Origin of the sequence: Streptomyces sp. NPDC085944 (assembly GCF_040686295.1) — a bacterium.
In the GTDB taxonomy this organism is placed as follows: Bacteria; Actinomycetota; Actinomycetes; order Streptomycetales; family Streptomycetaceae; genus Streptomyces; species Streptomyces salinarius.
Genome location: NZ_JBFBJX010000002.1, coordinates 511406 through 534611 on the forward strand (window position 1 = coordinate 511406; position 23206 = coordinate 534611).

A 23206-nucleotide genomic window follows, 5' to 3' on the forward strand; every position below is an offset into this window, starting at 1 on the left:
ACGGCGCGCGCACGGCCAGACCGAACCGTCCACCGACCAGGGGAGCCGACGGATGAGCGAGAGGGACACGACGACCCGGCCCGTCGAAGAGTGCGGCACGGACCCGCACCGCCACCACCGGCCGTGCAGGCCCGCCGACGCGCGCAGAGCGGTCGAGCACGCCGTCACCGCGTGCACCGGCCTCCACGATGCCGCGACGTGCGACGTGGGCGCCCTGTCGGACGCCGTGCTCGTGGCCTCGGAGCTGACCACCAACGCCATCCTGCACGGCGGCGGCATCACCGACTTCCAGGTGGACGTCGTGGGACCCGGCGTGCGGCTGTCGGTGTGCGACCGCAGCCACGACCTCCCGGTGGCCGTGCCGCCCACCGACGACCGCGGCCGCCGCCGCCTCGGAGGCCGGGGCTGGCCCATCGTCTGCCGGCTGTCCCGGGAGGTGCGCGTGGCAGATCTTCCCTCGGGAGGCAAGTGCATCACCGTGGTCGTTCCGCTGTCCTGATGACTTTTGGAAAAGCGGAGTTTGTTCCACCGGGGCAGGGGCAGTCGCAGATTCGTGCTTCGGACCGGAGGCGCAGCAGCGGGAGCGGTACGGCTGTTTCGGTACTCCGGCTGTGCCGGGGCGACCCGGACAGCGCCGTTCCCGCGGAAAGTCCCCTGAGACCACCGTTCAGGAGCGGATCCGCATGCTCATAGAAACGCCCACCATCCGTCCCGGTACCACCCCCGAGTCCGCCGACCCCTCCGCCACGCAGGCCCGCCGTCGGCACGACGACGCTCCCGACACCATGGCACTCTTCGGTCGGCTGGCCGCACTGCCCAACGGGCCCGAACGCGACGCCGTCCGCGACGAACTGGTCACGGCCTGGCTGCCCATGGCCCACCGGATCGCCGGTCGGTTCCGGGACCGGGGCGAGTCCCTCGAAGACCTCCGTCAGGTGGCGGCACTCGGCCTGGTCAAGGCCATCGACCGCTTCGACCCGGAGCGGGGAGCCTTCGAGAGCTACGCCGTGCCCACCATCACCGGCGAGGTCAAGCGCCACTTCCGCGACCGGATGTGGGCCCTGAGGGTGCCCCGCCGGGTCCAGGAACTGCGCAACAAGGTGCGCGTCGCCCGCCGGGAACTCGCCCAGAGCCCGGGCAGCCCCGAGCCCTCGGTGACCGCCCTCGCCGCCCACACCGGGCTGACCGAGGAGGAGGTCGGCGCCGGGATGGAGGCGCTGGAGAGCTTCAGCACCCTCTCGCTGGACGCCGAGCTGTCGGCCGGCGACGACGGCTACAGCCTCGCCGACACCCTCGGCGCCGCCGACACCTCGTACGACACGGTGATCGACCGCGAGTCCGCCAAGGAGGGCCTGCGCCGGCTGCCCGAGCGCGAGCGCGCCATTCTCTACATGCGCTTCTTCGAGGACATGACGCAGAGCCGGATCGCCGACTGCCTGGGGATCTCGCAGATGCACGTCTCGCGGCTCATCAGCCGCAGCTGCGCACGTGTGCGCGACGAGGCGATGGGGCAGCGTACCGCGCGCCCCGGCCACGCGGTGCGGACCTGATGCGGCGGACGGAGGGCGCGCCGTGCGGACAGCAGACCAGGGAGGGACGAGACGGATGCTGATGCCACACCCCGAGGTACTGCGCAGGCTCCTGGCGGAGTACGAGGCCGCCGCGGTGGACGAGCCCGCCGGTGCGGGGGGCGAACCGGGCCCGCGGACCCGGGACCTGGCCTACACGCTGTGCGTGTCGACCGGCACCCGTGACGTGCGGCGGGCCCTGGAGGCGGCCCGGCGCCAGCTGGCGGACGCGCTGGAGCCGACGCCCGCGCCCGGCGGCGCGCACGCGGGCGCGGCCAACTGACGAAAGGCGGACGCCGGGGGGACGGACCGGCAACCGCAGGGGCACGACGCCGCGGTTGCCCGTCCCCGCCCGAGGAAGGGGACGGGCAACCGCGGCGTCGACCACCGCACCGAGTGTGCGCGGACCACCACCGCACCGAGTGTGCGCGGACCACACCGGGGCATCCGGAATCGGGGAGGGGATCCACATGAACGCACGTGTCCTTGCAGGTACCGGCCATGCGAAGGCCCGGCGGGCCGCGAACGGATCGGCGGCGGAGGGGGCCGCCCGGGCCGGACTCACGGCCCGTGGCGTCATCTACCTCCTCGTCGGTGTCCTGGCCCTCCAGATCGCCTTCGGCAGCGGGAGCCGGCAGGCCGACCGGAGCGGTGCCCTGGCCGAGCTGTCGGACAAGCCGCTCGGCGCCGTACTGCTGTGGGCGCTGGGCGCCGGGCTCGTCGGCATGGCCCTGTGGAGGCTGTCCGAGGCCCTCTTCGGCGTCACGGGCAAGGACGGTCACACGGCCAAGAAGCGTCTGCCGGCCGCCGCCCGCTGTGTGTTCTACGCGTTCGTCGCCTACTCCGTACTGGCCTTCGCGGCCGGCGCCGGAGGCGGCGGCTCCAGTGACCGTCAGTCCCGGGACGTCACGGCCAGGGCGATGGAGATGCCCGCGGGCCGTTGGCTCGTGGGCGCCGCCGGAGCCGCGATCGTCGTCGCCGGAGTGGTGATCGGCGTACAGGCGGCCCGCCGCACCTTCCACAAGAAGATGAAGCTCGGCGGGCTGAGCCCCCGGGTCCGGCGGCTGGTCGACGTCACCGGTGTCGCCGGCGGGGCGGCCCGCGGTCTGGTCTTCGCCGGGGCGGGTGCCTTCGCCCTACGGGCCGCCGTCGAGTACGAACCCGACCGGGCCAAGGGCATGGACGACACCCTCCGGTCCTTCGCCGACACGCCCCTCGGCCCCTGGCTGCTGGTCGGCGTCGCCGCGGGCCTGGTGCTGTTCGGCGTGTTCTCCTTCACGCTCGCCCGCTGGCGGAGGGTCTGAGCGGTCCGGCACGGGGAACACGGGGCGAATGAACGAACACGAGATTCCTCCGCCGGACGGACGTCCCGTGGACGTCTACCTCGACCTCCTGCGCGTTCGCATGCCGAACGACGAATACCAGCTGCTGCTCAGCGTGGTGGAACCGGTCCTCCGGGCGATCGACGAGCAGCAGATGCCGACCATCGACTTCTCCCTGGACGGGGACAACGCCGAGGCGCTGCCCCAGGAGATCAGGGACGAGGCCGCACTCGTCATCGCCACCGCCGTCACCGGACGTCTCGACAACGAGGTCGTCGAGATCGACACCGACGAGACCGGCCCCGTCCGGGTCGTCACCGACGCGGCCACCGCCTCCGACCCCGAGCGCCTCGGCGAGATCGCCGACTACCTGAGGGAACGCCACCAGCAGAACGAGGAACTGCGCGGCATCGCCGAGGCCAGCGGTCTGCCCAGCGACTTCTGACCCTCACCACCCCGGTGGGACCGTCAGCGCTGCGGCGTCCTGACGGGAACACCCAGCGGCCGGGCGAGGCCGACCACCGCCTCGTCCAGCCGCTCCAGATGCCGCAGCACCCGGCCCGTGATGCGGCCGTACCGCGGCACCCCGGCGGCGTCCGGCTCCAGCAGCGAGGCGATGCTCGGCCCGGTCTCCACCTCCGTCTCCGCGTCGTCGTCGGCGACGTGGGCGGCGATCGCCTCGATGTTGCGCACCGTGCGCCGCACCGCGCCGCGCAGCCGCGGGTCGGCCGCGATCGAGGGATGGGTGGGCAGCAGCTCGGCGGTCGCCGCGAGCGAGCGCGCGTGATAGGCGCAGGTCTCCAGCAGCGCCACCACGTACTGGGCCGTGTCGCGCCGGGCCCGCAGCGGTGTGATCGGATGGGTCAGCGGCTGGGTGGCGGCGCGCAGATCGCCGAGCGCCTGGTCCAGCTCCCGCGCCGTGTCCAGCAGGTCGGCCGCGGGACCGCCGCTGAGCTGGTCGACGGCGCCCTCCGTCACGTCGGTGAGCCGCTGCAGCACCGTGCCGAGCAGTTCGTTCGTACGCCGGTCGGTGCGGATCGGCAGCACCAGTGCCGCCGCCACGATCCCGCAGGCCGCGCCCAGCGCCGTCTCCTCCACCCGCAGCAGCAGCACCGACATGCTGTAGGTGTGCAGCAGCGTGTACAGCAGTCCGAGCATCGCGGTGACGAAGAACGACATCAGCGTGTAGGACAGCGGCGCGGTGTAGAACATCGCGAAGATCAGCACCAGCACGAGCCCGAACGCGGTCCAGGTGTGGTTGCCGACCAGGCCGGCCAGCACGATGCCCGCCACCACGCCCAGCACGGTGCCCAGCAGGCGCCGGTAGCCCTTGACGAGGATCTCACCGGTGGAGGCGGTGTTGATGAAGACGATCCAGCAGGTGAGCACCGCCCAGTACCAGCGCTGCGTGGACAGGAGCTCCCCGCCGGCGATGGCCAGCGAGGACCCCACGGCCACCTGCACCGCGGCCCGCGTGGTGGGCCGCCGCAGCCCGGTCTGCTCCTCCTCGGGCGCCGCCTCCTCACCGGCGTCGATGGCCGCGTCCTCGGCGTCCAGCTCCTCCCGGGAACGGGCCGTGGCCGGTGAGTCGTCGGACTCGTCCTGCGGCCCGTCCAGCGCGATCCTCAGACCCATGACCGCCCGCGCCGTCTCACCGATGCCGCGGAAGACGTCCTGGACGGCGGCGGTCGCCTCGGGCAGGTTCTCCTCGTCGCGGTAGCCGAGCAGCCGGTTGCGCAGATGGGACAGCGCGGTGCCGCGCGCCTCCGCCGGCGGGCGCAGCACCAGGGTGCGCAGCGCCGTGAGATCGCGGCGCAGGGTCTGCGTGGCCTCGCCCGGCGCCGGCGAATGGCCCACCGCGGGAGCGGGCGCGCCCGGCAGATGCAGGGTCAGGGTGTCCGCCCGCTCGGCGCTGCGCGCAGTCAGCAGCAGCAGGCCGAGGCGCTCGGCGGCGATCTCGGCGTCCGCGATGCGCCGCTGCACCAGGCGCGCCGTGGACGCGTCGGGCGTGCCCTCCTCCAGCCGGGACTGGATCAGCAGGGCCGTCTCGTGCAGGCGCGCGGTGCCCTCGCGCAGACGCTCCAGCGTCTTGTCGATGGCGTCGGGACCGGCGTCCAGCAACTCGATCTGCGTGGCGATCAGCTGGGCCAGCCGGGCCCGGAAGGCCTGCCGCAGCAGGCGCAGGATGCGCGCGGGCGTCGCCGGGACCACCGCGAAGCGCACCACCGCGCTGGACGCGAATGCCACGGCGACGGCGGCCCACAGCCCCGGCAGCCCCGAGACCTTCGCGCCGACGAACAGCGACACGAAGTAGACCTGGAAACCGATCAGCCCGAGCGCCGTGCCCCGGTCGCCGAACCGGCGGACGAAGACCGCGCAGAAGATCAGGACGACGAAGAAGGCGTCGCCGACGACGACCCGCGAGGACAGGAGTGTGCTCAGCGAGACCGAGGCCAGGGTGACCGGCAGACCCAGCGCCAGTGTGACGGCCTGCGGGCCCGGCTCCTTCTCCCGGATGGCGAAGGTCGCGACCATCGCGGTCATGGCGCCCGCCACCAGGTGCTTGACGTCCACGCCGAACGCGGCGAGCACGCCCAGCGTCAACGCGATGGCGCCGACCGTCCGCAAGCCCGCCGTCAGCCGCAACAGCCCCGGGTCGGACGCGGCGACGCGGTCCCGCAGCCGTGTCCGACCCGAGCGTCCCGCTGCCTTCACGCCGCCGTACACTCTCCCGATTCACAGCCGGCCCTCACAGCCGGTTCCAGCCACGTCCCGGCCGGTTCACGCCGAGATCCACTTCTCAGCATGTCATGCCCCGGTCCGGCGCGGGCCGCGGGGGCGGGATCACAACTCGGACCGGTCCGCCCTCTCCACCTGCTCCCGCACCTGGTCCGGCGTCAGATAGGCGTCCGTGTACTCGAAGTCCTTCAGCTTCGCCGGCTTGCGGGCCTGGAAGCCGGTGCGGACGAAATCGTCCCCCGCGACCGCGTTGAGCGCCCAGTTGGCCGCCACCCGCGCCTTGGCCACGCCCGTGCGCAGCGCCGACCAGTGGTAGCCCCGGGCCACCGCCTGCGCGGGCAGGCCCTTGAGCTCGACGCCCAGCGGCTTGGAGACCGCGTCGGCGCCGCCGAGGTCCACGACGAGCCCGAGGTCCTTGTGCACGTACGGCCGCATCGGCTGGTTGCGCAGGGTGGCGATGAGGTTCTCGGCGACGTGCCGGCCCTGCCGCATCGCGTGCTGGGCGGTGGGCGGGCAGACGGCACCCTCCTGCCCCTTGGCGAGGTCGGGCACGGCCGCCGAGTCGCCCAGCGCGAACACCCCGTCGTGGTTCGGCAGGCACATCTCCGCGGTGACCGCGAGCCGCCCCTTGACCGTCTCCGCGCCGAGCGTGGCGATCAGCGGGCTCGCCACCACGCCCGCGGTCCAGATCAGCGTGCGGGTGGGCACCACCCGGCCGTCCGTGAACGTGACCTCCTCCTCGCCGGCCTTGGCGATGGAGACGCCCAGGGAGATCTCGATGCCGCGCCGCGTCAGGATCTGCTGCGCGTCCCGGCCGAGCTGCTCGCCCAGCTCCGGCATCAGCTTCGGCGCGATGTCGATCAGATGCCACTTGATCAGGGCCGGGTCCAGCCGCGTGTAGCGCTTGACCGCCGCGTGCGTCAGCCGCTGCAGGCAGGCTGCCGTCTCGGTGCCCGCGTAGCCGCCGCCCACCACCACGAACTGCAGTCGGGAGGCACGCTCCACGGGGTCCTGGCTCGCGTCGGCGAGGTCCAGCTGCGAGATGACGTGGTCGCGGATGTACGCGGCCTCCGCCAGCGTCTTCATGCCGAACGCGTGGTCGGTGAGCCCCGGGATGTCGAAGGTGCGGGTGATGCTGCCGGGCGCCAGCACGATGTAGTCGTAGGGCTCGTTGACGATCCGGTCGGTGATGGTGCGCACCACGCAGACCTTCGCCTTGAGGTCCACCCCGATGGCACCGCCCGGGATGATGCGGGTCCGGTACCTGCTGCTGCGGCGCAGGGAGAGCGCGATCGACTGGGGGGTGAGCACCCCGGCGGCGACGTGCGGCAGCAGCGGCAGATAGAGCTGGTAGGAGAACGGGGTCACCAAAGTGATCTCGGCCTCGTTCGGCGAGAGCCTGCGTTCCAGACGACGGACGCACTCCACGCCGGCGAAACCTGCGCCGACCACCAGGATCCTGGGTCGTGTCACGGTGTTCATCCCTTTCTGCGGCTCAGGGCGGCGGTCCGCCGCGAACGCCATTCGCCTGCCCGAGGATCGCCGCTTCGCACCTCGCCCATCCCACCGCGCCCACACCGGCTCGGCCAGCCGGGCGCGGCAGGCAGGCGACGGTTCCTGATCACCACCATGCCCCGCCCGGGCCCGCGGCGCACCGGGCGGGGGTGAACCGCGTGGGCCTTCTCCCGTGGATCCTGCGGATCGCGCTGTCTCGTGGCTCAGTCCGTACCGCTCAGGTGACACAGCAGCAGACACACGTCGTCGTCGCGTTCGGAGTCGCTCAGCATCGGACGCAGGATGCCGTCCGCCGAACCCTCCAGGTCCGCGTCCAGTTCGGCCGGGCCGAACGAGCCGAGCGCGTCCGCCAGCCGCGCGATGCCCGGGTCTATGCCCCGGGCGCGACGCTCCACCAGACCGTCCGTGTACAGCGCGAGGGTCGACCCGGGTGCCATGGGCACCGTGTGGTCCGCGATCTCCTGCCGCAGCGGGATGCCGAGCATCGCGCCGGGCTTGGCGTCCAGGGTTTGGACCCGTCCGTCCGGGGTGCGCAGCACCGGCGGCGGGTGACCGGCCGCCGCCCACGTCATGGTCGGGTCGTCGGGGTGGAAGCGCGCGATGACGGCGGTGGCGAACAGGTCGGGCTGCAGATGGTGCAGGAAGGTGTGCAGCCGGGTCAGCAACTGCCCGGGGCTGCCGCCGTCGACCGCGTACGCGCGCAGGGCGGTGCGCAGCTGACTCATCATCACGGCAGCGCGCAGCCCGTGCCCGGTGACGTCACCGACCACGGCGATGACACCGCCGTCCGGTTGACGGAACGCGTCGTACCAGTCGCCGCCGATGTTCAGCCCGTGGGTGGCCGGCAGATAGCGCGCGGCCAGCGTGAGCCCGGGCGGGGCCGGCAACTCGGTCAGCAGGGCCCGCTGCAGCGTCTCGGCGATGTCGCGGTTGTGCTGGTAGCGCTGGGCGTGGTCGATCGCGATGCTGGCCCGCCGGGTCAGCTCGACCAGCATCACGGCGTCGTCCGGGTCCCAGCGCTCCTCGGGCGGGGACAGGGTCACCACCCCCAGGGGCGCCTGCCGGGTCGGCAGCGGGATGCACAGCAGCGGCCGGTCCGGGGCCAGCACGGAGGGCGGCTGGTCGTCCACGCCGGGCAGGCCGCCGGGGTGCGCGGCGGCGTACTGCGGCCGTCCGGTGCGCGCGGCGACCACCGCGGCGGCCGCGTGGGCGGGGCCCGGCCGGTCGCCGTCCTGGTCGAACAGCCAGACGTCCACACTCGCCGCGTACTCCGGCACCAGCAGCTCCGGCAGCCGGCGCACGATCTCGTGGTGGTCCAGCGACGCCGTCAGCACCGCGCTCGCGTCCGCCAGGAAGGTCAGCCTGCGCCGGGCGTGCTCCGCCTCCGTGCGCGCCTTGCGTTCGGCCGCGAACGCCTCGCGCTGGGCCCGGCCGGCCGCGTCCAGTTCGGCGTGCAGCGCCACCACGCCCTGGTTGGTCTGCTGGAGCTCCTCCCGGTGGAAGTCGACCAGGCCCTCCTGCTCGGTCAGCCTCTCCAGGACCAGTGTCGTGTCCTCGTCGGCACCCAGCAGCGCCTGAGCCAGCTCCGCCGGGTCGTCCGCGACGGCACCGACGCCGACGTCCGCCGTCGCCTCGGGGCACGGCACCGTGACCCGCCACGGCGGCTGCCCGGCCGCGTCGGCCTCGGGCGACGGTGTCACCACGGCGTGCAGCACCTCCTCGCCGGGCCCCGCGGCGGCGCGGGACGCGGTGCCCGTCTCCAGGGTGAGCCGCCAGGTGCCGCCCTTGGTCAGGCACGACCGCAGCTGGGCACCGAGCGAGGCCGTCAGCCGCGCGCGCTCCACCGGCGGCACACCGTAGGCCGCCGCCAGCCGCGCGGTGGCGATGCGCGCCCGGGCCGCCTCGGTGACGTCGCTGATCTGCCAGGTTCGGGTCATGGGCCATCCGGCGGGGTCGGGGCCAGCACGGCGACGGCGGTGTCGTCCCGCACGGGCCGGGCCGGGCTGCTGGCATCACGGATCGTCACGGCGGCGGTCACCGCCGGGTCGGCCGCGGTGCGGCACGTGTCGGACGTCGGCGACCACCGGCTCGGCAGACCGTCGCTGTGCAGCACCAGGACCCGGTCGTCCGCCCAGACCGTCTCCTCCTCGCGCAGCGTGGTGGGCCGGTGGGTGCCGACGATGCCGGGGCGCGACACCAGATGCCGCCAGGTGCCGCCCTCGCACAGCCGTGCCCCGATGTTGCCCACACCGGCGAAGCGGAGCACCCCGGCCCGCGCGTCGACCTGGGCCACCGCGACGGCCGCGCCGCGGGTGCCGGACAACGCCCGGTCGAACCGCCGCACCGCCTCGGCCGGCCGCAGATGGGGTGAGGTGCGCAGCGTCTCCACGGCGGCCGCCGAGGCATGCGCCGCCTCCGGGCCGTGGCCGAGACCGTCGGCCAGCATCAGCGTGACGAGGTCTCCGTCCCGGACCCAGGCCCAGGCGTCGCCCGAGTACTCGGCGCCGCCGAACGGCACGTTCACCGCGCCCGCCCGCAGCCGGCCCGCCGACCCCGGATCGGCGGCGCGGACCTCGGGTACGGCGCCCACCCGGGCGACGACCACCGTGCCCCGGCCGGGGATGCTGTGCAGGTCGAAGTCGTCGGCCAGGCGCGCACAGGTGCCGAGCCCCGCACCGAGGGAGCCCGTGGTGGTGAAACCGTCGCGCAGCGCGGCGGACACGTCGGCGATCCCGGGACCGTGGTCGACCGCGGCGATCTGCACGCGCGGCGTCGCCTCCCGGCCGGCCGCGAGGACGGGCGGTGCGACCACGTCGATCAGTACCTGGCCGCCCCCGGCGTGCTTGAGCAGGTTGGTGGCCAGCTCGGTCGCCACCAGCGCCGCCGTCGAGGTCCGCTGCTCGTCGAGACCGGCCAGGGCCGCCGCGTGCTCGGCGGCCACCCTGGCGTCCCGCACCCGGGTCGAGTCGTGCACCGGGACGTCCCACACGCGCGGCATCAGGACTCCTCACGCGGGCGCGGCGGCCGGCCCACCCAGGACGTCACCCGTACGGTCGTTCCGGCGCCCGGGGCGCTCTCGATCCCGAACTCGTGCACCAGGCGCCGCGCGCCGCCCAGCCCCATGCCGAGACCGTCGCCGGAGGTGAAACCGTCGCTGAGCGCCTGCTCCAGGTCCGCAATGCCCGGCCCCTCGTCGCTGAAGGTCAGCCGCAGCCCGTGCGTGGTGCCCTCGACCAGCGGCTCCGTCTCCATGGTGCCGCCACCGCCGTACACGAGCGTGTTGCGGGCCAGCTCGCTGGCCGCGGTGACCAGCTTGGTCTGGTCGACCAGACCGAAGCCGAGCTGGGCGGCGGCCTGCCGCACATGCTGTCGTACCCACACCAGATCCATGTCCGAGCGGATCGGCAGGCGGGCCTGGGAGCCCGCGGCAGTGTGCATCACTGACTCTCCTGGCGCAGTCCGCCGAAGCGGGACGACGGGGCCTGCTGCCTGAGGAGCTCCATGGCCACCTCGGTGCTGAGCGCGGTGTGCACACCCGGCAGCGTCAGTCCGAGCTCCACCAGCGTGATGGCGACCGCCGGCCGCATGCCGACCAGCACCGTCCGCGCGGCCAGCAGACCGGTCTGCCCAGCGATCTCGGCCAGGATCCGGGCGAGGAAGGAGTCGACGATCTCCACGCCGGAGACGTCGATGACCACACCGGTGGCACCGCTGCGCACGATGGTCTCGGCGAGGTCCTCCTGGAGCTGCTGCGCCGTGCTGTCGTGCAGATCCCCCTGCAGTGTGACCAGAAGCACCTCGCCGAGCCGGAGCACCGGGACATGCCCCGTCACCGGAGCCCCCTGGGCCCCGTAGAACTCCTGGCTCACCGTACGACCGCACCGTTCGTGCCGGGCGTCACGATGCCGACGCCGAGCTGGTGCAGCACGTACCCCAGCGCGTCGGCGAGGCTCGCGCGGGTGACCACCGTGCCCAGGTCCAGACCCAGATGGACCATGGTCTGGGCGATCGCGGGCCGGATACCCGAGACGATGCACTCGGCGCCCATGAGCCGGGCCGCCGCGACCGTCTTCATCAGGTGCTGGGCCACCAGCGAGTCGACGGTCGGAACGCCGGTGATGTCCAGGATCGCGTAGCGCGCCTGCTGCTCGACGACGGACTCCAGCAGGGTCTCCATCACCACCTGGCTGCGCGCGCTGTCCAGCGTGCCGATCAGCGGCACGGCCACGATGCCGTCCCACAGCTTGATGACCGGCGTGGCCACCTCGAGCAGCTGGAGCCGCTGGCGGTCGATGAGCGCCTGTCCCTCGCTGAGCGCCGTCTGCATGACCACGACCCGAAGGGTCCCCATCAGCACGCTCAGCGTGGTGACACAGGCCCGGACGTGCTCGGCCGAGGCATCCTCCGGCAGGTCGGCCACGAGCAGGTTCTCCACGGGGGCACGCAGCGCGGCCAGCTCGCTCGACACCTGTGCGGTGCTCAGCCCGGCGCGCGAGCGGGCCGCGCCCATCCGCGCCAACTGCTCGCGGACCGTGGTGAATCCGGCGGCGTCCGGGTCCTCCACCCGCGCCGCGTCCGCGACCTGCGCCAGCGCGTCCACGACGGCCTTGCCCGCCTCGACCGCCTCGTCGCGCGAGACGGTGAACACGGTCCGGAACACGGGCTCGTCCGCCCAACGCTGGGCGATCTGCTCACGACGTCGCCGCAGAAAGTCCCTGATCTCGCGCGTCGGCACTGCCGCCGTTCCCTCCGCCTGCTCCGGCACTTGTCCCACTCCTCATCCGGTTGCGCCGCACCTCACCCCACGGGCGACGTGCCGGCGACGTGACTCTGCCGGGCGACAACTGTATCCACCCGCCGACCTGGCACGGCACCCGCTTCCGCACGACCGGTCAGGACGAGACGCGGGGCGGGAGAGGGTCAGGCGTCCGGCACCCGCGGACCCTCCGGGTGCGCGTCGACGCGGGAGAGTGCCTCCTCGACGCTCCCGGAGACCGGCACCGTGATGCTCACCCCCGTCAGATCCAGGACACGCAGCACCGCCGGGGCCGGCGAGATGATGTGCACGCTGCCCGGCAGGTCCCGGGCCTCCTGGTAGACGCGCAGGATGATGTTCATGCCGGACGAGTCCATGAACGGCACCTCCGACAGGTCCAGCAGGAAGTGCCGTCGGCCGTGGTGGAGCTGGTTGGCCAGATGGTGCTGGAACTCGGTCGCGGTGTCGACGTCCAGGTAGCCCTCCACCTTGAGCAGCGCGACGTCCTCCCGCGGCAGGGTCACCTCGACGGACAGCGGGTTCTGGGCTATGGGCACGTGTACCTCCAACAAAGCGGCGGCGCGGCGGACCGTCGGGTGGCCCACCGCGCCGGGCGGTTACCCCCGAATCGCGACCCCACACCTGCCGACCGGGGCCCTGCTGGTGCGGGCGTCGTCATCCGACCCGGATGCCCACCAGACACGTGTCGTCGTCGGTGTCCGACCTGCTGTGGGTGAGCAGCCGGTCCAGGTGCTGGTCCAGGGTGTTGGGCGTCGGACGCACCGTGCTCAGCAGCTGGGTCAGCGCCTCCTCCACCGGGCGGTCGCGGCGTTCGATCAGACCGTCGGTGTACATCAGCAGGGTGTCCCCGGCGGCCAGCTCCGCCTCGGCCTCCTCGTACGCCGCCTCCGCCACCGCCCCCAGCAGCATGCCCCTGACCAGCGGCAGCGGCGCGGCCCCCGGGCCCCGCACGAGCACCGGCGGCAGATGCCCCGCCCTGGCCCAGCGCAGCGTACGCCGGGCCGGGTCGTACAGGCCGCACACCGCCGTGGCGGTGACCCCGCCCGTCAGATGGTGCGCCACGATGTTGAGCCAGGACAGCAGCTGCCCCGGGCCGGCCCCGGTCACCGCGAGACCGCGCAGCGCGTTGCGCAGCACCACCATGCTGGTCGCCGCCTCTATCCCGTGCCCGGCGACGTCCCCCACGCACAGCAGCACCCGACCGCTCGGCAGCATCACCGCGTCGTACCAGTCACCGCCCACCAGCTGCTCCGTCTCCGCCGGCCGGTACCGGACGGCCACCTGGAGGTCCGGCACCCGCAAGGGCGTCTGGGCGGGCGGCATGATGGCGTGCTGCAGCTGCAGGGTCAGCCGGGCGCGCTCGACGGCCTGCTGCTCGGTCTGGGCCAGCTGGTCGCGCGTCGCAGCGAGCGCCACCTCCGTCCAGTGCTGGGCCGAGATGTCCTGACAGGCGCCCCGGACCAGGAGCAGCCGGTCGTCGGTGTCCAGGACCGGCTCGGCCACCACCCGCACGTGCCGGGTCACCCCGTCGGGCCGCCGCAGCCGGAACGCCGCCGACGCCGGCCGCCGGCGGTGCAGCAGCGTGCGCAGGAACCGCCCGATGGCGACGGCGTCGTCCGGGTGGGCGTGGGCGGCCAGCTCCTCCAGCGGCACCGGCGTGCTGGTGTGCGGGCGCCCGTACAGGTCGAAGAGCTGACCGTTCCAGGTGATCTCGCCGGTGAGGAGGTTCTCCTCGAAGCCGCCGATGCGACCGAGTCGCTGGGCGTGCTGGAGGAGGCTGGCCAGCCGGGCCGTCTCGTCCTCGATGCGCCAGATGAGCAGCACCGCGTTGCCGTGCCGGCTGACGCTGATGTCCGCCACCGCCGACAGCGGCACCTGGTCCACCAGGGCGGTCAGGTTCATGTGCCGGGCCCGGAACGGCTCGCCCGTGGCGTAGACCCGCTCGACGTTCTGGAACAGCTCGCTGTCCCCGGCGGCCATCGGGTACGCCTCGAGGAGCAGCGCGCCGCCCACGACGGCACGGGGCCGCCCGGCCGGGTCCATGAAGCGGTTGTTCACGTGCTGGATGCGGAAGTCCGCCAGGTGCCCCGCCGCGTCCAGATGCGGCACCAGGACCAGGGCGGGGTCGTGCAGCCCGTCGGCCAGGTCCATCAGCTCCACCGCGTCCGGGACCACCCGAGGGCCCTGCCCGGGATCGCGCGGCGGCGTGTACGACTCCAGCGTGTGCGCGCACAGCTCGGCCAGGGCCTCCACCTGACGGACGACCTGGGGCGGCTGCGGGTCCAGCGGTGCCGGCCACGCGATCTCCAGCACGCCGTGGATGCGCCCCCCGGTGCCGGCGGGCACGGCGACCCTGCCGCCGTCCGGGTACTGGTGCCGGCCCACACTCGGCAGCCCCGTCTGCGCGAGGGAGGCGAACCACTGCCCCGAACGCTCGGTCAGACCGCACCGGGCCACCGTCGCCACGTCCGGCGGCACATAGCGCCAGCGGGCCGCCTCGGCCGGCGGGAACCCCGCGCTGCCCACCAGGGTGAGCGACCCGTCGTGTCCGGCGGCCCAGATGGCCACCGCGACCGCGCCGAGCGGGCGCAGCGCCTGCCCCAGCAGCGCGTCGGCGACGGCCTGGGTGTCGTCCGCGGCCAGCGCGCCGCTCTCGGCGGCCCGCAGGCGTACGGCGGCCGACCCGGCCGCCGCCTCCCCGGCGTCCGCCCCCCGCACACCCTCCGCGCCGTCTTCGGGGGGCGTGGCCCGCACGGCGGCGGTGGCCGCGAGGAACGCCGCCGTCACCTCCGACATGCGGTCGCGGGCGGCCTGGTTGATGACGTCGACCGCGAACTCCAGCGGCGTCGCCCGGGACTGCTCGGCCAGCTCCGCGAGCTGCCGGGCGGCCTCGGCCGGGCCGCAGCCGAGCCGCGCGACCAGGATGCCCTTGGCCAGCTCGACCAGCGCCCGGCCCTCGGCCTCGGCCTGCGCGGCCCGCACCTCGCGGCTGAGCCGGTCGACCGTGGCCGCCAGCCGGCCCACGGGGGACAGCGGTGTCATGCCGACCGGGCCGGACGCGTCTCGCCGGACGGCACCGCCGGGATCGCCGCATTGCTCGGACCCGCTCATGCCGGCAGCCACCGTCGGACGCAGGCGATGAGGTCCTGGGTGTCGACGGGCTTGGTGACGTAGTCGCTGGCGCCCGAGGCGAGGCTCTTCTCCCGGTCGCCGGGCATCGCCTTCGCCGTGACCGCGATGATCGGCAGCTCCGCGTACCGCGGCATCCGGCGGATCTCGGCCGTCGCCGTGTACCCGTCCATCTCCGGCATCATCACGTCCATCAGGACCAGCGCCACGTCCGGGTGGTCCACGAGCGTCTCGATGCCCCGGCGGCCGTTCTCCGCGTGCAGGACCCGGAACCCGTGCAGCTCCAGGATCCCGCTGAGCGCGAAGAGGTTGCGCGCGTCGTCGTCGACGACGAGGACGGTGCGCCCCGCGGGCGGATCCTCACCGGCCCGTGGGGCCGGGCGTGGCGGTTCCTCCGGCCGGACCAGCGTCAGCACGTCCCCGGGCTCCTCGGCGGCCAGGTGCAGGGCGATGCGCTCGCGCAGTTCGTCGAGGCCGGCCAGGAACTCCAGCGTCCGGCCGGCCGAGCCCGAGCGCAGGTCCTCCTCCACGGCGGCGTCCGCGCGGTGCCCGCTGTGCACGAGCACCGGCACGCTCGCCAGCGCCGAGTCGCCCCGCAGCGCCTCCAGGAAGCGGGACGCCTCGCCGTCCGGCATCCCCAGCTCCAGTACGACGCAGTGGCACGGCTCGGCCGCCAGCGTGCCGGCGGCCTCCTCGGCCCCCACGGCCGTGATCACGTCGAGCGGGGGCCGGTCGCCCGCGTCGTCGCGCCCGTGCGTCAGATCGGCGACCACGCTCTCCGCGACGAGGGTGAGCAGCCCGCGCGGACGCTCCTCCACGACGAGCAGGCGCCGCGGCCGCTGCCGGTGGCCGCCGGTCAGCTCGGCCGCCGGCACCGGACTGTCCAGGACGTCGGCCGACGCGTCGGCCGGGAGATGCCCGGGGCCGCGCGCCAGCAGGTCCTCGAAGTCCGGCCGGGCCACGGGCAGGTACAGCGTGAAGGTGCTGCCCCGGTCGGGCGTGCTGTCCACCGTGACGGCGCCGCCCAGCAGTTGGGCGATCTCCCGTGTGATGGACAGGCCGAGCCCGGTGCCGCCGTACTTGCGGCTCGTCGTGCCGTCCGCCTGCTGGAAGGCGCCGAAGATCGACTCCAGGTTCTGCTCGGGAATGCCGATGCCCGTGTCCTTCACCCGGAAGGCCACCACGGACCCGCCCCGGACCACCCCGGTGGGCACCTCGTCGTCCGGAGCCGGCTCGACGGACAGCTCCACGCCGCCCCGCTCGGTGAACTTCACCGCGTTGGACAGCAGGTTGCGCAGCACCTGACGCAGCCGGGAGTCGTCCGTCAGCAGGTCCGCCGGGGCCCCGGGGGCGGTCGTGACCGTGAACTCCAGGCCCTTCTGGCCGGTCATGGGCCGGAAGGTGGCCTCGACGTACTCGATGAGCCGGCCCAGCGCCACGCGCTCGGGGGAGACGTCCATCTTCCCCGCCTCGACCTTGGACAGGTCCAGGATGTCGTTGATCAGCTGCAGCAGGTCCGAGCCCGCCGAGTGGATGATGCCCGCGTACTCGACCTGCTTCGGGGTGAGGTTGCGCGAGGGGTTCTGGGCGAGCAGCTGGGCCAGGATGAGCAGGCTGTTGAGCGGCGTGCGCAGCTCGTGGCTCATGTTGGCCAGGAACTCCGACTTGTACTTCGAGGCCAGTGACAGCTGCTGGGCGCGTGCCTCCAGCTCCTGGCGGGCCTGCTCGATCTGCAGGTTCTTCGCCTCGATGTCCCGGTTCTGCGCCGCGAGCAGGGACGCCTTGTCCTCCAGCTCGGCGTTGGAGTGCTGCAGCTCCTCCTGCTGGGTCTGCAGCTCCGCGGAACGGGCCTGGAGCTCGGCGGTCAGCCGCTGCGACTCGGCGAGGAGTTCGTCGGTACGGGCGTTGGCCACGATCGTGTTGACGTTCACGCCGACGGTCTCCATCAGCATGTCCAGGAAGTCCCGGTTGATCTGGCTGAACGGGGTGACCGAGGCCAGCTCGATGACCCCGAGGACCTGACCCTCGACCACGATGGGCAGCAGCACCAGCGCGGCCGGCACCACCTCGCCGAGCCCCGAGGAAATGGTCAGATAGTCCGGCGGCAGTTCGTCCACCACGATGGTGCGCCGACTGCGCGCGGCCTGGCCGACCAGGGTGCGGCCGAAGGCGATACGGGTGGGTCTGGCCGTGTCCTGCGGGTAGCCGTAGGAGCCGACGAGCCGCAGTTCGGGACCGTCGTCGCCGTCCTCGGCCAGGTAGAAGGCGCCGTACTGGGCCGACACCAGCGGTACCAGCTCGTCCATGATCAGCTCGGCGACGACGGGCAGGTCCCGGTGGCCCTGCATCAGGCCGGAGATGCGGGCGAGGTTGGTCTTGAGCCAGTCCTGCTCCTGATTGGCCCGGGTGGTCTCGCGCAGGGACTCCACCATGGCGTTGATGTTGTCCCCCAGCTCGGCGACCTCGCCGGACGCCTCCACGTTGACCGAGCGGGTCAGGTCGCCCTCCGCGACGGCGGACGTGACCTCGGCGATCGCGCGGACCTGGCGGGTGAGGTTGCCGGCCAGCTCGTTGACGTTCTCCGTGAGCCGCTTCCAGGTGCCGGAGACGCCCTCCACCTCGGCCTGGCCGCCGAGCCGGCCCTCGGTGCCGACCTCGCGGGCCACGCGGGTGACCTCGTCGGCGAAGGCGGAGAGCTGGTCGACCATCGTGTTGATCGTCGTCTTGAGTTCGAGGATCTCGCCGCGCGCGTCCACGTCGATCTTCTTCGACAGGTCGCCCCGGGCCACCGCGGTCGTCACCAGCGCGATGTTGCGCACCTGGTTGGTGAGGTTGTTGGCCATCGAGTTGACGTTGTCGGTGAGGTCCTTCCAGGTCCCGGCGACGTTCGGCACGTGTGCCTGGCCGCCGAGCCGTCCGTCGGTGCCGACCTCGCGGGCGACGCGGGTGACCTCGTCGGCGAACGCGGAGAGCGTGTCCACCATCGTGTTGATCACGTCGGCCAGCGCCGCGACCTCGCCCTCGGCGTCCACGGTGATCCGCTGCGACAGGTCGCCCCGGACCACCGCGGTGGCCACCTGGGCGATGGAGCGGACCTGGCCGGTCAGATTCGACGCCATCACGTTGACGTTGTCGGTGAGGTCCTTCCAGGTGCCCGACACCCCGCGCACCCGGGCCTGCCCGCCCAGGTTGCCGGCCGTACCGACCTCGCGGGCCACCCGGGTGACCTCGTCGGCGAAGGCGGAGAGCTGGTCGACCATGGTGTTGATGGTGTTCTTGAGTTCCAGGATCTCGCCGCGGGCGTCCACGGTGATCTTCTGCGAGAGGTCGCCCTTGGCCACGGCGGTGGCCACCTGGGCGACGTTGCGGACCTGGTTGGTGAGGTTGCCCGCCATGAAGTTCACCGAGTCGGTGAGGTCGCGCCAGGTGCCCTTGACGCCCTGGACGTCGGCCTGGCCGCCGAGCCGTCCGTCGGTGCCCACCTCGCGGGCGACGCGGGTGACCTCGTCGGCGAAGGCGGAGAGCTGGTCGACCATGGTGTTGATGGTGTTCTTGAGTTCCAGGATCTCGCCGCGGGCGTCCACGTCGATCTTCTGCGAGAGGTCTCCCCGGGCGACCGCCGTGGCCACCTGGGCGATGTCACGGACCTGGGTGGTGAGGTTGCCCGCCATGGCGTTGACCGAGTCCGTCAGGTCGGCCCAGGTGCCCGAGACGCCCGGCACCCGCGCCTGGCCGCCGAGCCGTCCGTCGGTGCCGACCTCGCGGGAGACCCGCGTGACCTCCGAGGTGAACACCGACAACTGGTCCACCATGCCGTTGAAGACCTTGGCGATGTCGCCCATCAGCCCGTCCGCGTCGTCCGGCAGACGGGTGCCGAAGTCGCCGTCCCGCACGGACGTCAGGCCCGCCAGGAGACGGCGCAACTCCTGATCGCCCGGTACCGCGTCGACGGATCCGGTGCTGTCGCTGGTCATGCGTACCCTCGTTCCGCTCCCCGGGAGTCCTCGCGGCGAGGACTCACCACCCCCTCCGGACCGCGCGGGCGCGTTCCGGCTTCCGTGCCCGCGTCTGCGCAGTTCACGGCTTCCCCCGGCAGAAAAATACGTCAGAGGCTAACCCAGGTCCCGGGCGCGGACAAAGCGATGTGTCACCCGGCCGAAGGCGAACCCCCGGACGGGTCACGCCGAGCGGGCGGCGCCCGGCGCGACCGGCCGGGGCCCGCCGCCGTACGGCTCGCGGAAAGTGCCACCGCACGGCCCACCGGGCCCGAATGCGGCGGCCCCGGCCGGGTATCCGCTGCTGTGGAGCCGGTCCGGCCCGTTGCGTCCGCCCGGCCCCGAGGTCGTCACCGACACGGGAGGGAAGGACAGCGTGCCGATGGAGAACATCTGGTCGTACGCGGCGGACAGCGGCCTGGAGGCCGGAGCGGACCTGACGGGCTGCACCGTCGTCGCCGACGACGGGACCATCGGGCACGTCGACCGGCAGGCCGAGCACTTCGGCATGCGCCACCTCGTCGTCGACACCGGCGTCTGGGTGTTCGGCCGCAGCGTCCTCGTGCCGGTCGGACTGGTCCGCGGCATCGACGCCGAGGCCCGTACGGTCACGCTGAACTGCACCAGGGCCCAGGTCAAGGCCGCGCCCCGGTTCCGGACCGACAGCGAGACGATGGACCGCGACTACCTGGCGTCCGTCGGCGACTACTACCACCGGCTGCCGTCGCGGGAGCGCCCCGCGACCTGACCGGACCGAACGACAGCACGCGGAAACCGGGGAATCCACTGACATGCGACCGAGCGACCGGATCACCACGCCCGTCACGGCCGTCACGGCACCACCCGACGTCGCGCCCGCCGGCGTACCGGCGCCGGGCGCCGGGGCCGGCGCGGCGGCCGCACGGGCGTACGCGGAGTCGGTGGCGCGGACGCGGTGGGGCGGCCCGGGCCGCGAGGTGCGCGAGGAGGACGTCGTCGACCTGCTGCTCGTGGTGTCGGAACTGGTCACCAACGCCGTACGGCACGGCGACGGACTGGCCGGCTTCGAGGTCCGGCCCACCGAGGAGGGGCTGTGGATCGCCGTCCACGACAACAACACGGTGGTGCCCGAATACGGGTACGCGTTCCCCACCGCCCACCCCGGCGGCGGATACGGCTGGCCGATCGTCGCCCGCCTCGCCCGGGACGTCGCCGTCGAACCGCGCCCGGGGGGCGGCAAGACGATCAGCGCGCTGGTGCCTCTGCGCGCCGTGGACACCCCGTGACGGCCGGGGTCACCAGGGCAGGAAGACGTGGATGTCCTTGCCCTGCTCGCCGGTGACGACGCTCACCTGGTCGGACAGCGTGTGGATCAGATGCCAGCCGATGCCGCCGCCCCCCTTGCTGGGATGGAAGGGCCGCGGCGCGGGCTCCGTCGTGCTGGTGTCGTGCATCACCACGTGCACGCCGTCGAAGGTGCGGCGCAACCGGAGCTGGAACGGTCCCGGAGCGTACTGCACGGCGTTCGCCGCCAGCTCCGTGACGACGAGGAGTATGTCGTCCCAGTACTCGGGCGCCGCGGGCGGCGCCGCACGGGCCAGGTCGTAGAGGAACTCCTCCGCGACCAGCCGCGCACCGGTCACATTGTGCAGTTCCCCGGTGAAGCTGGCGGTGCGGTTCGTGATCTCCTCGGAAGCCAGTGTCCTGTCCCAACGCGACTCGGCTGCCATTGCGCCTTCCCTGCCCGGCACCGGCCGGGCGCCGTACCTTCGCCTTCCCTCCGTTTGTAAGTGCCCGTGCCGACCGAACCTAGTCGCGTCCGGGACCACCTGGCCAGGAGCGGTACGGACACCGGTTCAGCGCAGGAACACGTTGTCCGCGTCGTCCCAGGAGGCCGGCTCCCCGGGCGCTGTCCCGGCCGGCCGGCGGTGCGACCGGGCCTCGTACATCGCGTCGATCTCCAGGGCGTGGGTCCGTACGATCTCGTCCCGCCGGAGCTTCATGGACGGGGTGAGCAGTCCACCGGCCACGTCGAAGGGGGCGGGCAGGACACGGAAGACCTTGATGGACTCCGAGCGCGACACGGCGCTGTTCGCCGCGGCCACGGCCCGCGCGAGCTCCTCCCGCAGCGCGTTCTCCTCGCGTGCCTCCCGGGCCGGGGCGTCGCCCGGCAGGGCCAGGGCCGCCCGCCAGTGCGCCAGGAACTCCGGGTCCAGGGTGATCAGCGCACCCACGCAGGGCCGGTTGTCGCCCACCACCACCGCCTGGTGGACCAGCGGGTGCATCCGCAGCCGCTGCTCCAGGGCGGCCGGGGCGACGCTCTTGCCGCCGCTGGTGATGATGACGTCCTTCTTGCGGCCGGTGATCGCCAGGTAGTCCTCGTCGTCCAGGTGCCCGAGGTCGCCGGTGGCCAGCCAGCCGTCGCGCATCACCTCACGGGTGGCCGACTCGTCACCGGCATACCCCTGGAACAGCCACGGCCCGCGTACCAGGATCTCCCCGTCGTCGGCGACCCGGATCTCCATGCCGGGCAGTACCTGCCCGACGGTGCCCGACTTCTCCCGGCCCCACGGCTGCATCGTCAGCCCGCCGCTGGTCTCCGTCAGACCGTAGCCGTCGTGCACGTAGACACCGATGCCCTCGTAGAAGAGGGAGAGTTCGCGGCTGAGCGGCGAGCCGCCCGACGTCGCCCGGCCCACCCTGCCGCCGAGCGCGTCGCGCAGCCGCCGGTACACCGTCCGCTCGTACAGGGCGTGCTGGAGCCGCAGGTCGAAGCCGGGCCCGGAGCCGCGGCCGAGGCGCCGGCGCTCCAGCGCGGCGGCGAAGTCCCGCGCCGTGCCCGCGGCCCGCTCGAACAGGGCGCCCCGCCCCGCCTGCTGAGCCGTGCGCAGGAAATTCTTGTAGATCTTCTCCAGGACCGACGGGACGGCGTACAGATACGTCGGCCGGAAGGAAAGCAGGGCCGAGGAGAGGGCCTCGCCGGTCATCTCGGGCTCGTGCGCCATGAGGAAACCGCCCCGGACGCACAGGTTCTGGATCATCAGCCCGTACACGTGCGAGAAGGGGAGGAAGGCGAGGACCGCTGCCTGCTCGCCCGGCGGCGCCACCGTGTGACCCCAGCCCGCCAGCAGCGTGTCGCACGGGCCGGCCAGGCCGCGGTGGCTCAGCGCACAGCCCAGGGCGCGGCCGGAGGTGCCCGAGGTGTAGGCGACCACGGCGGTGGAGTCCGGCAGCACGATGCGGCGCATGGAGTCGACCGTGGCGAACGGCAGGAACGCGCCGCGCTCCACCAGCGTGTCCAGCGCGCCCGCGTCCAGCTGCCAGACGTGGCGCAGGGCGGGCAGCGACGCGCACACCGAGCCGACGGTCATCACGCTCTGCTCATCCTCGACCAGCACGCCCACGCACCCCGCGTCCCGCAGAATCCACTCGACCTGGTCGCGGGAGGACGTCGGATAGACCGGCACCACCTCGGCGCCCACCGTCCACAGGGCATAGCTGAAGACCGTCCACTCGTACCGGGTGCGGGCCAGGATCGCCACCCGGTCGCCGGGCGAGACACCGCTCGCGATCAGGCCCTTCGCCACGCCGACCACCTCGTCGCGGACCTCCGTGGCCGTCACCTCGTCCCAGGCCGGGGAGCCGGGGCCACGGCGGCGGGCGAGCATCGGCAGGGCCGGTGTGCGGGCGGCGGTCTCGAAGAGGCTGTCGGCGAGCCCGCCGGTCAGCGGCGGGACGGCCCGGGGAGCGAGTGCGGTCTCGCGCATGCGCCGGCTCCTGACGTGTACGGACGGTGACGCCGTCGACGAGTACCGTGACCGGCGGTGCTCGGAGGCTAGCCCAGCCGCAGGCGGCGGGGGGCCGGGACGGCAGAAGTGTTCCCGCCCGGTGATTCGGCCCGATCGGGGGACCCGGGGGACATGAGCTATGTGAACCCCGATCCCGAACCGCGACTCAGCACGGGGCTGGAGCCGGGCGGCGGCGTGCCGCCCGGGGAGACCCCGCCGGCGGAGAGCAGCATGCCGGAGGCGGGCCCCCAGGACCTGCGCAGCAATCCGGCCAAGGGCTGGGCGAAGGGGCCGATGGTCCTGATCCTCGCCGTCGTGCTGATCGTCGCGGTGGGTCTGCTGGGCTACGCCCTGGCCCTGATCTACTGACGTCTCAGGCCCTGGCCCTGATCCA

The 23206-nt window shown here is 73.2% G+C and carries 20 protein-coding genes; 8 read left to right on the plus strand and 12 right to left on the minus strand.

Annotation, left to right across the window (positions count from 1 at the left end; translation table 11 throughout):
* Positions 1 to 52 precede the first annotated feature (52 nt).
* From AB0P07_RS06135 to AB0P07_RS06155, 5 genes are all read left to right on the plus strand, one after another.
* Positions 53 to 499 carry an ATP-binding protein gene (locus AB0P07_RS06135; RefSeq protein ID WP_365545762.1) on the plus strand — a complete coding sequence of 149 codons (447 nt, stop codon included), beginning with the start codon at positions 53 to 55 and terminating at the stop codon, positions 497 to 499.
* Positions 500 to 683: 184 nt separating this feature from the next.
* Positions 684 to 1550 (plus strand): SigB/SigF/SigG family RNA polymerase sigma factor, encoded by an 867-nt coding sequence (locus AB0P07_RS06140; protein WP_365545765.1) that lies wholly within the window; start codon positions 684 to 686, stop codon positions 1548 to 1550.
* Between the two features lie 55 nt (positions 1551 to 1605).
* Positions 1606 to 1851, plus strand: coding sequence for a DUF5133 domain-containing protein (locus tag AB0P07_RS06145; RefSeq protein ID WP_365545768.1), 246 nt, complete (start codon positions 1606 to 1608; stop codon positions 1849 to 1851).
* Positions 1852 to 2038: 187 nt separating this feature from the next.
* Positions 2039 to 2872, plus strand: a complete 834-nt coding sequence (locus tag AB0P07_RS06150) for a DUF1206 domain-containing protein (protein ID WP_365545771.1) — start codon at positions 2039 to 2041, stop codon at positions 2870 to 2872.
* Positions 2873 to 2900: 28 nt separating this feature from the next.
* A complete protein-coding gene (locus AB0P07_RS06155; protein WP_365545774.1) occupies positions 2901 to 3335 on the plus strand; it encodes a hypothetical protein in 435 nt (144 codons plus the stop codon).
* 23 nt (positions 3336 to 3358) lie between these two features.
* Here the strand turns inward: AB0P07_RS06155 and AB0P07_RS06160 are convergent, their stop codons facing one another.
* The 10 genes from AB0P07_RS06160 to AB0P07_RS06205 all read right to left on the minus strand — a co-directional run bounded on the left by AB0P07_RS06160 (position 3359) and on the right by AB0P07_RS06205 (position 19024).
* A complete protein-coding gene (locus AB0P07_RS06160) occupies positions 3359 to 5605 on the minus strand; it encodes an FUSC family protein (RefSeq protein ID WP_365545776.1) in 2247 nt (748 codons plus the stop codon).
* A gap of 129 nt (positions 5606 to 5734) precedes the next feature.
* Positions 5735 to 7111, minus strand: coding sequence for an NAD(P)/FAD-dependent oxidoreductase (locus AB0P07_RS06165; RefSeq protein WP_365545779.1), 1377 nt, complete (start codon positions 7109 to 7111; stop codon positions 5735 to 5737).
* Positions 7112 to 7347: 236 nt separating this feature from the next.
* Entirely contained in the window at positions 7348 to 9081 is a 1734-nt protein-coding gene (locus AB0P07_RS06170; RefSeq protein ID WP_365545782.1) for a SpoIIE family protein phosphatase, read from the minus strand.
* Complete coding sequence (locus tag AB0P07_RS06175; RefSeq protein ID WP_365545785.1) at positions 9078 to 10142, minus strand: ATP-binding SpoIIE family protein phosphatase; 1065 nt, start codon at positions 10140 to 10142, stop codon at positions 9078 to 9080. The genes AB0P07_RS06170 and AB0P07_RS06175 overlap by 4 nt, the downstream gene beginning before the upstream one ends.
* Complete coding sequence (locus tag AB0P07_RS06180; protein WP_365545787.1) at positions 10142 to 10582, minus strand: anti-sigma regulatory factor; 441 nt, start codon at positions 10580 to 10582, stop codon at positions 10142 to 10144. Before AB0P07_RS06180 ends, AB0P07_RS06175 begins: the two co-directional genes overlap by 1 nt.
* Entirely contained in the window at positions 10582 to 11013 is a 432-nt protein-coding gene (locus AB0P07_RS06185; RefSeq protein ID WP_365545790.1) for an STAS domain-containing protein, read from the minus strand. Before AB0P07_RS06185 ends, AB0P07_RS06180 begins: the two co-directional genes overlap by 1 nt.
* Positions 11010 to 11909, minus strand: a complete 900-nt coding sequence (locus tag AB0P07_RS06190; RefSeq protein WP_365545792.1) for an STAS domain-containing protein — start codon at positions 11907 to 11909, stop codon at positions 11010 to 11012. The genes AB0P07_RS06185 and AB0P07_RS06190 overlap by 4 nt, the downstream gene beginning before the upstream one ends.
* Before the next feature lie 155 nt (positions 11910 to 12064).
* Positions 12065 to 12457 carry an STAS domain-containing protein gene (locus AB0P07_RS06195; protein ID WP_125634194.1) on the minus strand — a complete coding sequence of 131 codons (393 nt, stop codon included), beginning with the start codon at positions 12455 to 12457 and terminating at the stop codon, positions 12065 to 12067.
* Positions 12458 to 12575: 118 nt separating this feature from the next.
* Complete coding sequence (locus AB0P07_RS06200; RefSeq protein ID WP_365545796.1) at positions 12576 to 15032, minus strand: SpoIIE family protein phosphatase; 2457 nt, start codon at positions 15030 to 15032, stop codon at positions 12576 to 12578.
* Positions 15029 to 19024 carry a HAMP domain-containing protein gene (locus AB0P07_RS06205; RefSeq protein ID WP_365545799.1) on the minus strand — a complete coding sequence of 1332 codons (3996 nt, stop codon included), beginning with the start codon at positions 19022 to 19024 and terminating at the stop codon, positions 15029 to 15031. Before AB0P07_RS06205 ends, AB0P07_RS06200 begins: the two co-directional genes overlap by 4 nt.
* Before the next feature lie 403 nt (positions 19025 to 19427).
* Here AB0P07_RS06205 and AB0P07_RS06210 point away from each other — a divergent pair, with 403 nt between their 5' ends.
* On the plus strand, positions 19428 to 19793 hold the full coding sequence (locus AB0P07_RS06210; protein ID WP_365545802.1) for a PRC-barrel domain-containing protein: 366 nt from the start codon (positions 19428 to 19430) through the stop codon (positions 19791 to 19793).
* Positions 19794 to 19836: 43 nt separating this feature from the next.
* Positions 19837 to 20310: an ATP-binding protein gene (locus AB0P07_RS06215; protein WP_365545805.1), complete on the plus strand. Its 474-nt coding sequence runs from the start codon at positions 19837 to 19839 to the stop codon at positions 20308 to 20310.
* 9 nt (positions 20311 to 20319) lie between these two features.
* Here the strand turns inward: AB0P07_RS06215 and AB0P07_RS06220 are convergent, their stop codons facing one another.
* On the minus strand, positions 20320 to 20754 hold the full coding sequence (locus AB0P07_RS06220; RefSeq protein WP_030403918.1) for an ATP-binding protein: 435 nt from the start codon (positions 20752 to 20754) through the stop codon (positions 20320 to 20322).
* A 126-nt stretch (positions 20755 to 20880) separates the two neighbouring features.
* Positions 20881 to 22791, minus strand: a complete 1911-nt coding sequence (locus tag AB0P07_RS06225; RefSeq protein ID WP_365545809.1) for an AMP-dependent synthetase/ligase — start codon at positions 22789 to 22791, stop codon at positions 20881 to 20883.
* Between the two features lie 153 nt (positions 22792 to 22944).
* Between AB0P07_RS06225 and AB0P07_RS06230 the strand changes: the two genes are divergently transcribed.
* The gene (locus AB0P07_RS06230) at positions 22945 to 23181 is read left to right on the plus strand and encodes a DUF6480 family protein (protein WP_365545811.1); all 237 of its coding nucleotides are present in this window, start codon (positions 22945 to 22947) and stop codon (positions 23179 to 23181) included.
* Positions 23182 to 23206 lie beyond the last annotated feature (25 nt).

Coding starts and splice junctions, on each gene's coding strand:
- AB0P07_RS06135 (WP_365545762.1), top strand. CDS start 53: ATGAGCGAGAGGGACACGACGACCCGGCCCGTCGAAGAGTGCGGCACG.
- AB0P07_RS06140 (WP_365545765.1), top strand. CDS start 684: ATGCTCATAGAAACGCCCACCATCCGTCCCGGTACCACCCCCGAGTCC.
- AB0P07_RS06145 (WP_365545768.1), top strand. CDS start 1,606: ATGCTGATGCCACACCCCGAGGTACTGCGCAGGCTCCTGGCGGAGTAC.
- AB0P07_RS06150 (WP_365545771.1), top strand. CDS start 2,039: ATGAACGCACGTGTCCTTGCAGGTACCGGCCATGCGAAGGCCCGGCGG.
- AB0P07_RS06155 (WP_365545774.1), top strand. CDS start 2,901: ATGAACGAACACGAGATTCCTCCGCCGGACGGACGTCCCGTGGACGTC.
- AB0P07_RS06165 (WP_365545779.1), bottom strand. CDS start 7,111: ATGAACACCGTGACACGACCCAGGATCCTGGTGGTCGGCGCAGGTTTC.
- AB0P07_RS06170 (WP_365545782.1), bottom strand. CDS start 9,081: ATGACCCGAACCTGGCAGATCAGCGACGTCACCGAGGCGGCCCGGGCG.
- AB0P07_RS06175 (WP_365545785.1), bottom strand. CDS start 10,142: ATGCCGCGCGTGTGGGACGTCCCGGTGCACGACTCGACCCGGGTGCGG.
- AB0P07_RS06180 (WP_365545787.1), bottom strand. CDS start 10,582: ATGCACACTGCCGCGGGCTCCCAGGCCCGCCTGCCGATCCGCTCGGAC.
- AB0P07_RS06200 (WP_365545796.1), bottom strand. CDS start 15,032: ATGAGCGGGTCCGAGCAATGCGGCGATCCCGGCGGTGCCGTCCGGCGA.
- AB0P07_RS06205 (WP_365545799.1), bottom strand. CDS start 19,024: ATGACCAGCGACAGCACCGGATCCGTCGACGCGGTACCGGGCGATCAG.
- AB0P07_RS06210 (WP_365545802.1), top strand. CDS start 19,428: ATGGAGAACATCTGGTCGTACGCGGCGGACAGCGGCCTGGAGGCCGGA.
- AB0P07_RS06215 (WP_365545805.1), top strand. CDS start 19,837: ATGCGACCGAGCGACCGGATCACCACGCCCGTCACGGCCGTCACGGCA.
- AB0P07_RS06220 (WP_030403918.1), bottom strand. CDS start 20,754: ATGGCAGCCGAGTCGCGTTGGGACAGGACACTGGCTTCCGAGGAGATC.
- AB0P07_RS06225 (WP_365545809.1), bottom strand. CDS start 22,791: ATGCGCGAGACCGCACTCGCTCCCCGGGCCGTCCCGCCGCTGACCGGC.
- AB0P07_RS06230 (WP_365545811.1), top strand. CDS start 22,945: ATGAGCTATGTGAACCCCGATCCCGAACCGCGACTCAGCACGGGGCTG.